The sequence below is a fragment of the Candidatus Neomicrothrix sp. genome (genome assembly GCF_035329545.1).
Taxonomy (GTDB): domain Bacteria; phylum Actinomycetota; class Acidimicrobiia; order Acidimicrobiales; family Microtrichaceae; genus Microthrix; species Microthrix subdominans.
This window is the reverse complement of record NZ_DAOLGP010000013.1, coordinates 21,763-33,109: the sequence shown is the minus strand read 5'-3', so window position 1 is coordinate 33,109 and position 11,347 is coordinate 21,763. Positions and strand designations below refer to the sequence as shown.

At 66.9% G+C, this 11,347-nt stretch carries 11 protein-coding genes; 3 read left to right on the top strand and 8 right to left on the bottom strand.

Going from position 1 to position 11,347, the window contains the following annotated elements:
- Positions 1–161: 161 nt before the first annotated feature.
- From PKD89_RS09350 to PKD89_RS09340, 3 genes are all read right to left on the bottom strand, one after another.
- Positions 162–1,343: an acetyl-CoA C-acetyltransferase gene (locus PKD89_RS09350; protein ID WP_287393911.1), complete on the bottom strand. Its 1,182-nt coding sequence runs from the start codon at positions 1,341–1,343 to the stop codon at positions 162–164.
- 175 nt (positions 1,344–1,518) lie between these two features.
- Positions 1,519–2,508, bottom strand: a complete 990-nt coding sequence (locus PKD89_RS09345) for a zinc-binding dehydrogenase (protein ID WP_287379768.1) — start codon at positions 2,506–2,508, stop codon at positions 1,519–1,521.
- Positions 2,509–2,560: 52 nt separating this feature from the next.
- Complete coding sequence (locus tag PKD89_RS09340; RefSeq protein ID WP_287393913.1) at positions 2,561–3,034, bottom strand: CBS domain-containing protein; 474 nt, start codon at positions 3,032–3,034, stop codon at positions 2,561–2,563.
- Between the two features lie 146 nt (positions 3,035–3,180).
- Here PKD89_RS09340 and ccrA point away from each other — a divergent pair, with 146 nt between their 5' ends.
- Positions 3,181–4,530, top strand: a complete 1,350-nt coding sequence (gene ccrA, locus PKD89_RS09335) for a crotonyl-CoA carboxylase/reductase (RefSeq protein WP_287393915.1) — start codon at positions 3,181–3,183, stop codon at positions 4,528–4,530.
- Positions 4,531–4,651: 121 nt separating this feature from the next.
- Entirely contained in the window at positions 4,652–5,053 is a 402-nt protein-coding gene (gene mce, locus PKD89_RS09330) for a methylmalonyl-CoA epimerase (RefSeq protein WP_287379771.1), read from the top strand.
- A 78-nt stretch (positions 5,054–5,131) separates the two neighbouring features.
- On the opposite strand, the gene PKD89_RS09325 is transcribed toward mce, so the two are convergent.
- The 5 genes from PKD89_RS09325 to dnaK all read right to left on the bottom strand — a co-directional run bounded on the left by PKD89_RS09325 (position 5,132) and on the right by dnaK (position 10,200).
- Positions 5,132–5,446 carry a hypothetical protein gene (locus tag PKD89_RS09325; RefSeq protein ID WP_287379772.1) on the bottom strand — a complete coding sequence of 105 codons (315 nt, stop codon included), beginning with the start codon at positions 5,444–5,446 and terminating at the stop codon, positions 5,132–5,134.
- 604 nt (positions 5,447–6,050) lie between these two features.
- Positions 6,051–6,464 (bottom strand): heat shock protein transcriptional repressor HspR, encoded by a 414-nt coding sequence (locus PKD89_RS09320; protein WP_287379773.1) that lies wholly within the window; start codon positions 6,462–6,464, stop codon positions 6,051–6,053.
- Between the two features lie 81 nt (positions 6,465–6,545).
- Complete coding sequence (gene dnaJ / locus PKD89_RS09315; RefSeq protein ID WP_287379774.1) at positions 6,546–7,688, bottom strand: molecular chaperone DnaJ; 1,143 nt, start codon at positions 7,686–7,688, stop codon at positions 6,546–6,548.
- 74 nt (positions 7,689–7,762) lie between these two features.
- Positions 7,763–8,371: a nucleotide exchange factor GrpE gene (locus tag PKD89_RS09310; protein ID WP_287379775.1), complete on the bottom strand. Its 609-nt coding sequence runs from the start codon at positions 8,369–8,371 to the stop codon at positions 7,763–7,765.
- Positions 8,368–10,200 (bottom strand): molecular chaperone DnaK, encoded by a 1,833-nt coding sequence (gene dnaK / locus PKD89_RS09305; RefSeq protein WP_287379776.1) that lies wholly within the window; start codon positions 10,198–10,200, stop codon positions 8,368–8,370. Before dnaK ends, PKD89_RS09310 begins: the two co-directional genes overlap by 4 nt.
- 312 nt (positions 10,201–10,512) lie before the next feature.
- Here dnaK and PKD89_RS09300 point away from each other — a divergent pair, with 312 nt between their 5' ends.
- Positions 10,513–11,274: a phosphoglyceromutase gene (locus PKD89_RS09300; RefSeq protein WP_349257337.1), complete on the top strand. Its 762-nt coding sequence runs from the start codon at positions 10,513–10,515 to the stop codon at positions 11,272–11,274.
- The last annotated feature ends 73 nt before the right edge of the window (positions 11,275–11,347 follow it).

The window sequence follows — 11,347 nt, the reverse complement described above, 5'->3', positions numbered from 1 at the left end:
CCTCGCCTCGCCTCGCCTCGCCTCGCCTCGCCTCGCCTCGCCTCGCCTCGCCTCGCCTCGGCCACGGGTATTTACCCCAAAAACGACCGAGGAGCCACACCGAGGCCCCGATGGCCTCCGGCATGGCTCCTCAGCTGGTGCAGCGTGGCTGGCCCCTTGGATCAGACGGTGCGCACGATCAGCGCGTCGCCCTGGCCGCCGCCGCCGCACAACGCCGCTGCGCCGGTGCCGCCGCCGCGGCGGGCCAGCTCGTTGAGCAGGGTCAACACGATGCGGGTGCCGGACACGCCGACCGGGTGGCCGATGGCGATGGCGCCACCGTTGACGTTGACGATGTCGTCGGAGATGCCCAGGTCCTTCATCGACTGGACGCCGACGGCGGCGAAGGCCTCGTTCAGCTCGAACAGGTCGATGTCGTCCACGGTCAGGTCGACCTTGGCCATGGCGGCCTTGATCGCCTGCGCCGGCTGGGAGATCAGCGAGGCGTCGGGACCGGCCACCTGACCGATCGCCACGATCTCGCCCAAGGGCTTCAGGCCCAGTTCTTCGGCCTTGGCAGCCGAGCAGACGATGACGGCGGCGCCGCCGTCGGAGATCTGCGAGGCGTTGCCGGCGGTGATGTTGCCGTCCTTGGCGAAGGCGGGACGCAGCTTGCCGAGCGACTCGGCGGTCGTACCGGGGCGAACGCCCTCGTCGGCCTCCAACACGATCGGATCACCCTTGCGCTGGGGGATCTCCACCGAGATGATCTCGTTGTCGAACTTGCCGTCCTTCTGGGCTGCGGCGGCGCGCTCGTGGCTTTGTGCCGACAGCTCGTCCTGGACGTCGCGGTTGAGGCCCGCCTTGCCGGCGTACTGCTCGGTGGACGCGCCCATCGCCAGCTCGTCGATGGCACAGAACAGCGAGTCGTGCATCATCGAGTCGACGACGGTCTTGTCGCCCATGCGCATGCCCGACCGGGCGTCGCGCAGCAGGTAGGGGGCGTTGGTCATCGACTCCATGCCGCCGGCGACGATGATCTCGGCCTCGCCCGCCTGGATGAGCAGGTCGGCCAGCATGATCGTGTTGATGCCCGAGAGGCAGACCTTGTTGATCGTGGTGGCGGGCACGTCGAGGGGGATACCGGCCTCAACTGCGGCCTGGCGGGCGGTGATCTGCCCGGCGCCGGCCTGCAGCACCTGGCCCATCAGGACGTAGTCGACCTGGTCGGCCGAGATGCCGGTGCGCTCGAGGGCGCCGGCGATCGCCTTGCCCCCCAGCTGGGCGCCGGAGAAGCCGGCGAGCGAGCCGGAGAACTTGCCGAACGGAGTGCGTGCTCCGCCGAGAATGACTGAACCTGCCATGAAGGATCTCCCTGGGTGTGTGCGATGTCGGGCGCGACGCGCTCGCCGTTTGGTTTTGATCACGCTACCTGTCGGTAACTCCTTGGGTCATTCCGGCCCGTCCCACTCGATCGGGCGGTCACCGCCGACGAGACCACCCGGATGGGTGCCGAGCCGGACGCCGAGGTGGGTCGGCTCAGCCCATCGTCAGGGCCAACTTGCCGAACACCGAGCCCTCGTGCAGCCGGGCGAAGGCATCGGCGGCGTCGCCCAACGGGTAGGACGCGTCGACGAGAGGTCGCACACCGGTGACGTCGAGAAACGACAGCAGCCGTTGCAGCTCGTCCCGGGTACCCATCGTGGAGCCGATCACCGAGAGCTGAAGGAAGAAGATGCGGGTGAGCTCGGTGGGGGAGGGATCACCGCTGGTCGCTCCGCACACGACGAGCGTGCCGCCGGGTCGCAGGGAACGGATCGAGTGCCCCCAGGTGGCGGCACCGACGGTCTCCATCACCGCATCGACCTTGTCGGGCAGGCGCTCGCCGGAAGCGAAATGGGCATCCGCGCCGAGCTGCTCGACCGCCTGGGCACCCTTGACCTCGTCTCGGGAGGTCACCCACATGCGCAGGCCCATTGCGGAGCCGAGAGCAACCAAAGCAGTGGCAACACCGCCGCCGGCGCCCTGCACCAACACCGTGCTTCCAGGTGGCAGAGCGTTGCCGGGAGCGATGCCGCTGCGGGTGGTCAGCATGCGGTAGGCGGTCAACCACGCAGTGGGCAGGCAGGCGGCCTGCTCAAAGCTGAGCGAGGCGGGCTTGGGAACCAGGTTGCGCTTGGGCACGGCCACTCGCTCGGCGAAGGTGCCCGGGTACCGCTCGGACAGAATCGACCGCTTGGGGTCGAAGGTCTCGTCACCGCGCCAGTCGGGGTCGCCGACCAGGGCGTGCACCACCACCTCGTTGCCGTCGGCGTCGATGCCGGCGCCGTCGCAGCCCAGGATCATCGGCAGCGCCTTCTCGGCCAGGCCCACCCCCTGCAGCGACCACAGGTCGTGGTGGTTGAGCGTTGCCGCCCGCAGCTGGACCGTGGTCCACCCCTCGGGCACCTCAGGCTCGGGACGCTCGCCCACCTCCAGCCCGGAGAGCGGATCCTCGGAGGACTGCGAAACGGCGGCAACAGCAAGCATTTTGGCTCCCTAGATCATGAGTGCCCTAAGACCGGCCCCGCCCCAAACAAACTCAGCGACCGGTCTGGATGTACTCCGTGATCGACTCGTTCTCATCGGCGAGGCGCGCCTTCTCCTCTTCCAGCTGATCGAGGCGCGACTTCACCACGTCGCCGATCGAGACGATGCCCACCATCCGACCCTCGCTGGCGACGATGAGGTGACGGATGCGGTTGACGGTCATCTGCTGAGCCAGCTCGGCCAGCTGGTCGGTCATCGAGCACGTGCGCACGTTGGTGCTCATCACCTCGGACACGACCTGCTCGAGCGCGGGTGTCGACCCCTCGCCGAGTAGTCGGACGATGTCCCGCTCGGAGATGATGCCGTCGACGTGGGAGCCGTCGCTCGACACCACCAACGCCCCGATGTTCTGTTCTCGGAGCGCAACGACCACATCGGCCACGGTGCTGTCCGGCCGGATGGTGGCTACCGGGCCCGACTCCCCCGAGCCCAGCGACTTTCCCCTCAGTACGTCTTCGACGTTCATGGTTCCCCCTGTCGACGCCAATCTAGCCCCGGCCCTATGGCCCTGCATGACACATCGGCGGGGTCCGATGAGAGCCCGTTCGCCCGCTTGCCGAAAGCGGGCATGGCGGTTCGTGAAATTCCCCGGCCGGTCGATAACCTCCACGGATGCAGGAGATTCTCGACGCCATCCAGTCCGACGCCTCGCCCGAGGACTTCGCCAACCTCGCCATCCCCGAGAGCTACCGGGCCGCCCACGTGCTGCGCTCCGAGCAGACGATGTGGGACGGCTACGAGTCGGCCGACAAGGATCCGCACAAGAGCCTCCACGTCGACGAGGTGGCCACGCCCGAGATCGCGCCCGATGAGGTGTACCTGGCGGTCATGGCCAGCTCGATCAACTTCAACACGGTGTGGACGTCGATCTTCGAGCCGCTGCCCACCTTCGCGTTCCTCGACCGCCTGGGCAAGGAGTCGGTGTGGGGTAAGCGCCACGCCCTCGACTACCACGTGGTGGGCTCCGACGCCTCCGGCGTGATCGTCAAGGTGGGCTCGGCGGTGCGCAACTGGAAGCCCGGCGACCGGGTGACCGTTCACTGCAACTACCTGGATGACCAGGACCCGTCGGCCCACAACGACTCGATGCTGGCCGCCAACCAGCGCATCTGGGGCTTCGAGACAAACTTCGGTGGCCTGGCCGACCTGTCGGTGGTGAAGGCCAACCAGCTGATGCCCAAGCCTGCCCACCTCAGCTGGGAGGAGGCGGCGGTCAACGCGCTGTGCTCCTCGACCTCGTACCGCATGTTGGTCGGCGACAACGCCGCCAACATGAAGCAGGGCGACAACGTGTTCATCTGGGGCGCCACCGGCGGTATCGGCGCCTACGCCACCCAGTTGGTGCTCAACGGCGGCGGCACGCCGGTGGGCGTGGTCTCCTCGCCCGAGCGGGCGGAATTGCTCAACGCGATGGGCTGCGAGTTCGTCGTCGACCGCAAGGCCGAGGGCTACCAGTTCTGGTCGGACGAGAACACCCAGGACGAGAGCGAGTGGCGCCGTCTGGGCAAGCAGGTGCGAGGGATGATCGGCGACGACCCCGACATCGTGTTCGAGCACCCGGGCCGTTCGACGATGGGCGCCTCGGTGTTCATCACCAAGCGCGGCGGCAAGATCGTCACCTGTGCTGCGACCAGCGGCTACATGATCGAGTACGACAACCGCCACCTGTGGATGAAGTTGAAGAGCATCATCTCGTCGCACTTCGCCAACTACCAGGAGGCGTGGGAGATGAACCGGTTGATCGACCAGGGCGCCATCGTCCCGGTGATGTCCGACGTCTACGACCTCACACACGTGGGCGACGCCGCGCTGAAGGTGCACCGCAACGAGGCCGAAGGCAAGCTTGGTGTGCTGTGCCTGTCGCCCGAGGAGGGCATGGGTATCACCGACCAGGCGAAGCGCGAGGTCGTGGGCGAGGACCGCATCAACCTGTTCCGACGGATGGCCGGCACCAAGGCCTGACCATCCCCGGCAGCATCGATCGCCGCAGCTCCATCGACGGTCTCGGCTCTGCCACCATTTCCAGCGTGGACTGCCCAGCGGCGTCGACGACTGGTACCGCCATCACCGAGAGGATCCGAACATGTTGCTGACCGAGATCGATCACGTGGCCATCGCCGTGCGCGACCTGGACGCCGCCGTGGCGTACTACGCCGAGGCCTTCGGGGCCGAGGTGGCCCACCGCGAGATCGTCGAGTCCGACGGCGTCGAGGAGGCGCTGGTGAAGGTAGCCGACAGCTACATCCAGCTGACCGCCGCCACCCGGCCCGACTCGCCGATCGCCAAGTCGATCGAAAAGCGCGGCGAGGGGCTGCACCACATCGGCTACCGGGTGGACAACTGCGCCGAGGCGCTGGCCTCGATGGTGGCCGCCGGCGCCACGCCGATCGACAAAGAGCCCCGCCCGGGATCCCGTGGCACGACGGTGGCCTTCATCCACCCGAAGGGCAGCTTCGGCACCCTCATCGAGCTCGTCCAGGAGTAGTACGGAAAAGCGAAAGCCCCGGAGCCGAGGTTTCGGCTCCGGGGCTTTCATCGTTTTTCAACCAGAGGGGGTTGGCCCTCAGTTGGCGGCGGCGTCGAACTCGGCGGCGCGGCGGCGCCGTTCGTTCTTGCGGCGCTTCCAGAAGGACTGCTTCCAGTGCTTGGTGCGCTTCGGCGGTGCCGGAACGGCGTTGGAAGTCGGAACCTCGTGATCCTCTCGGTAGCCGTGAGTGGCATGCGGCCGGTCGAGCACAACCTCGTCCACGTCGCCCTCCACCGAGGCGACGTGGAGGTCCTGGCGGACCTTCTGCCGCAACCGTCGGTGCTCCCGCTTGCGGTCCTCTCGGGGCTCGGGAACGACTGAGGTCTGAGACTTCTGATGCCGTTTGGACATCCGCTTCCTCCTCGTGTGACGCACCGGGACGATGCCCGGCGGGGAATCCGAACGCCTTGTTCGGATACCGAACTGCGAGGTGAAGGCTCGCCCCCCGGAGCCCATCTGGGTGGAAGCCGGAGGGTTCGCCGGGACCCCCTCAGTCCTGGCACTGCCCACCATAGGCCGCGCGCTCAACCGGTGCGTCGCGCTTCGCATCGGAGCCCTGACGGCGGTGGTCAGACCCGCTGCGCCGTGGCTCCGTCGGGCCGGTGAAAGCTGATCGACCGTCAGATACTGGCCGTTGACACCGTCTCACCGGCGGGTCATGGTGATCGGTAACGAAACCAAGGGGAGCAATTCACCGGACCGGTCAGCCGGTCCTCGTACGTCATCAAGGGGGGCTCGACGCTTGCTCTGATGGCCATGAAATCGGGATCGAATCCACGTCCATACCGTGAGCTGGATGAGCCGATCTTGAGATGCTGGTACCTACCAACGCCTTGAGACGGCCACCGGGCTCTCCCACCCGAAGGACGCTGGGTTCGGTCCCGGTTTCGCGTGTGCGTTGTGGCGCCCACCGAGAGCACTTCGCCGGCTTGTGCCCACGGGGAGCGGGGTTGACTCAGCCGCGCCGCGTTGAGCCTGGGCGGACATCGCGGTACAACACGACCTCCTGACGCAACGGCACCAGGTCGCGGCGCTGGGCCCGCAGGTGACCCTCGGCCTCCTGCCTCAGGGCCTCGATCTTACGGAGGGACTCCTGGCGCTGGGTTTCGAGCTCGGCCCGGGCGTTGGCCAGATCGTTCTCCAGCTGCAGCACGCGCTGCACGCCGAGGAGGTTGAGCCCCTCGTTGGTCAGCTCCTGAATGCGCAGCAGCTGATCGATGTCGGATCGGCTGTAGCGGCGGCTGCCCCCTCCGGTGCGGGCAGGGGCCACCAGGCCCTTGCGCTCGTAGATACGCAACGTCTGGGGATGAACCCCGGCCAGCTCGGCGGCCACCGAGATGACGTAGACGGCTCGGTTCTGATCGTGCATGGCTCGGTCACCTCCTCAGGTGGCTACTCGGATGCGGAATGTGGGTGGTTGAGCGTTGCGCCGACATTCCGGCGCCACGGGTCAGGAACCGTTCGTCTCGCTGTTGCGGGTGGACTTGAGCGTTGCATCGAGTTGTTCGAGCAGGTCTCGCTGCTCGGCGGTGAGGTCGGTGGGTGTCTCGACCTCGACGGTCACCAGCAGGTCACCGGTGGACTTGGTGGTTTCGATGCCCCGTCCCTTCACCCGGAAGGTCTTGTTGGTGGGGGTACCTTCCGGGATGCGAAGGGTGACGTTGGTGCCATCCAACGTCGACACGCGCAGCTTGGAACCCAGCGCGGCGTCGGTGATTGAGATTGGCTCGACGAGGCGCAGGTTGAGCCCGTCCCGGGTGAAGCGTGGGTGTGATGCGACGTGGACCCGGACCATCAGGTCGCCAGGGCGGCCTCCCGGGCTCGGCTCGCCCTTGCCGGCGACGCGGATCGTGTCGCCGTCGCTCACGCCGCTGGGGATCCGAATGCGCACCTCCTGCGGCTTGCGTACCCTGCCGATGCCCCGACACGTGGTGCATGGGGTGTCGATCAGACTGCCGCTGCCGTTACAGGAGGCGCAGGGCCGGCTGAACCCGAAAAGACCTTGGTTTTCCTGGGTGACGCCGGTGCCTGCGCAATCGGGACACACCCGTGGCTGGGTGCCTTTGGCCGCGCCGCTGCCGGCGCAATCCGGGCACGGCGCCTCGTTGCTCAGCTGCACGCCGGTGGTCAGGCCGTGGGCGGCATCCTCGAAGCTGAGGTAGACGTCGGTGACCAGGTCGGCGCCCTTGGTCGGCTGGCGGCGGCGTCCACTGCCACCGCCTCCGCCGCCACGGTTGAACAACCCACCCAGCAGGTCGCCGAGGTCGCCCACGTCGCCGCTGTCGAAGCGCATGCCGCCAGGACCGAAACCGCCACCGCCGCCACCGGGGAACCCATCGGGTCCGGCCCCGGAGGCGGCCAGCTTTCTGACCTCGTCGTATTCGGCTCGCTTGGATTCGTTGCCGATCACGTCATAGGCGGCAGAGATCTTCTTGAAGCGCTCTTCAGCCTTGAGATCGCCCGGGTTGGCGTCGGGATGGCTCTTCCGGGCGAGCTTGCGGTAGGCGGAGGTGATCTCCTTCGCCGTCGCTGTTGACGAGACGCCCAGCGCCTCGTAGTAGTCCTTTTCAAACCATTCACGTTGTGGGGCCACGGGGCACCTCCTTCAGCGCTTGGTGTGGCGAGGGCGCTCGTCGTCGCCGACGAGTCGTGGGTCTTGAGTACGGATCAGGAACGCACCTTCACCATGGCGGGCCGAAGCAGGCGATCACGCCATTGGTACCCGGCGCGCATGACGGCGCTCACCGTGTGCTCGCCGTCGCCGTCGCCCTCTTCGGACATCACCGCCTCGTGCAGGTTCGGGTCGAAGAGCACCTCGGTGTCGTCGACCTTGGTCAGGCCCTGACGTTCGAGCGTCGACAACAACTTGTTGGCGATCGGCGCCACATCGTCGGCACCGTGTGCCGCCGCCAGGTCGCAGTCGTCGAGGATCTCCAGCAGCGACTGCACGAGGTCCTCGGCCGCCCGGTTCTGTTGTTCGGCCCGTTGGGCTTCGACCCGGCGCTTGTAGTTCTCAAAGTCGGCCTGGACCCGCTGGGCCACCCCGCGCATGTCGTCGCGCTCGGTGGAGATCGCCTCGACCAGCTGGGCGCACTCGTCCAACTGCTCTTCGGCGGTCTCCCCCGTGAAGGTCGCCGACGTCGACGGGGAACCGGACCCCGAGCCTGCGTCCGACTCGGTCCCGGCGCCGTTGGCCTCGGCGTCATTTGAGGCCGGGTTGTCGGCCACCGGGCCGTCGCTGGGTGCCTGTTCGGCTGCTTCGTCGCGGTCGTTCACGAGTCGTCCTCGTCCTCGACGATCTCGGCGTCGACGACCTCCTCGTCGTCGCCCGACGCCTCGCCGGCGTCGCCGCCAGCTTCACCGGCCTGCGCCGCCGACTCGTAGATCTGCTGGCCGAAGCGCTGGCTGGCTGCCGTGAGGGCCTCCGTCGTCTGCTTCATCTTCTCGATGTCGTCGCCGGTCAGGGCCTCCTTCACGGCGGCCAACGAGTCCTCGACGTCCTTGCGGTCCGAGTCGGAGAGCTTCTCGCCGTGCTCACGCACCAGCTTCTCGGTCTGGTAGACGAGGGTGTCGGCCGTGTTGCGGATCTCGGCCTCCTCCTTGCGCCGCTTGTCCTCCTCGGCGTGGCTCTCGGCATCGCGCATCATCTGGTCGATCTCGTCCTTGCTCAGCGAGGACTGACCGGTGATCGTGATCGACTGCTCCTTGCTGGTGGCCCGGTCCTTTGCCGACACGTTGACGATGCCGTTGGCGTCGATGTCGAACGTGACCTCGACCTGGGGCACCCCGCGTGGGGCCGGGGGCAGGTCGACCAGCTGGAACTTGCCGAGCGTCTTGTTGTAGCTCGACATCTCCCGCTCGCCCTGCAGCACGTGGATTTCCACGGACGGCTGGTTGTCCTCGGCGGTGGTGAACACCTCGGTGCGACGGGTGGGGATCGTCGTGTTGCGCTCGATCAGCTTGGTCATGACGCCGCCCTTGGTCTCGATGCCGAGGGACAGCGGTGTGACGTCGAGCAGCAGCACGTCCTTGACGTCGCCCTTGAGTACGCCGGCTTGAATGGCGGCGCCCATCGCCACCACCTCGTCGGGGTTGACGCCCTTGTGGGCATCCTTGCCCAGCAGGTCGTGCACCATGTCGGCGACGGCGGGCATACGGGTGGAACCGCCGACCAGGATGATGTGCTCGATGTCGTTCTTCGACATGCCGGCGTCGGTGATCGCCCGTTCAAAGGGCACCTTGCAGCGCTGCAACAGGTCGGAGGTCAGCTCCTGGAACTTGGCGCGGGTGAGGCTTTCGTCCAGGTGCAGGGGGCCGGCATCGCTGGCGGTGATGAACGGCAGGTTGATCTGGGTCTGCTGCACCTGGGACAGCTCGATCTTGGCCTTCTCAGCCGCCTCCTTGAGGCGCTGCATGGCCATGTTGTCCTTGCTCAGGTCGACACCGTGAGCGCCCTTGAACGTGGCGACCAGCCAATCGATGACCGCATCGTCCCAGTCGTCGCCGCCCAGCGAGGTGTCGCCGTTGGTGGCCTTCACCTCAAACACCCCGTCGCCGATCTCGAGGATCGACACGTCGAACGTGCCGCCGCCAAGGTCGAACACCAGAACTGTCTGCTCTTCGCCGCCCTTGTCCAGGCCGTAGGCGAGCGCAGCTGCGGTGGGCTCGTTGATGATGCGGAGCACCTCAAGCCCGGCGACCGCGCCGGCCTCCTTGGTGGCGGTGCGCTGGGCATCGTCGAAGTACGCCGGCACGGTGATCACGGCCTGGTTGACCGTGTCGCCCAGGTAGCTCTCGGCGTCCCGCTTCAGCTTCATCAGGGTGCGAGCGGAGATCTCCTGGGAGTTGTAGGCCTTGCCGTCGATGTCGACCGACCAGTTGGTGCCCATGTGGCGCTTGACCGAGCGGATGGTGCGATCGGGGTTGGTGATCGCCTGGCGCTTGGCAACCTCGCCCATCAGCACTTCGCCGTCCTTGGCGAAGGCGACGACCGAGGGCGTCGTGCGCGAGCCCTCGGCATTGGGGATGACGATGGGTTCGCCAGCCTCCAGCACGCTGACGACCGAGTTGGTGGTTCCGAGATCGATTCCGACGGCCTTGGGCATGCCGAGACTCCTTCTTTCGTGTGACTGTGTTTCTTGGTGTTGGTTTGCTGACGTAGTTCGTGTTGTCGCGGCCCGCAGCGGCTGTTTGCTCGCCTGTGGGGCGCTCGTCATGGTGCACCTGAGCGACGAATTGTAGCGCTGGCAACCTCATGACAACGAGCGCCACAATAAAACCTGAGTGCTTCGTTATCAAGTCGGGTGGGTGGAATGCGAGGGTGTCGTTGGTCACCGGGTTGCCGGTGGGGCGTCGTGCATGGTGCCCGGGCACCCCAGGTGACGTCGGATCGTCGTTGCGGGCGCCCACCTGTCAGCATGTGGCCCATGGAATTGGTCTTGCTCCGCCACGGACAAAGCGAATGGAACCTGAAGAACATCTTCACCGGATGGGTGGACGTCGATCTCACCGACGTGGGGATGATCGAGGCGATTGAGTCCGGTGGGCTGATGGCCGAGGCCGGGGTGATCCCCGACGTCGTGCACACCTCGCTGCAAAAGCGCGCCATCCGAACCGCCGAGGAATCGCTGCGGGCGATGGACCGCCAGTGGATCCCGGTGCGGCGCAGCTGGCGCCTCAACGAGCGCCATTACGGGGCGTTGCAAGGTAGAGACAAGGCCCAGGTGCGCAGCGAAGTGTCTGCCGAGCAGTTCCAGGAGTGGCGCCGCAGCTTTGACGTGCCGCCGCCCGAGGTTGACTACGACTCCGAGTACCACCCGGTGAACGACCCCCGGTATGCCGACGTGGTCAGCGAGCTGCTCCCCGGTGCGGAGAGCCTGTCGATGGTGCTGCAGCGCGTTCTGCCCTACTGGTTCGACCACATCTGTGCCGATCTGCGCGCCGACCGCACCGTGCTCGTGGCCGCCCACGGCAACTCGTTGCGGGCCCTGGTCAAGCACCTCGAGGGCATCAGCGACGCCGACATCGCCGAGTTGAACATCCCCACTGGCGTGCCCCTGCGCTACGAGCTGGGTGGCGACTTTCGGCCCCGCACCACGATGGCGCTCGAGGATCGTTACCTGGGCGATCCCGAGCAGATCGCAGCTGCCGCCGAAGCGGTGGCCAAGCAGGGCCAGTAACCTCACCGGGTATCGGTTCGGTCGAGGCGTCGTTGCCGTCGGCGAGCCGGCCGAGCACGTAACCGCCACGTGG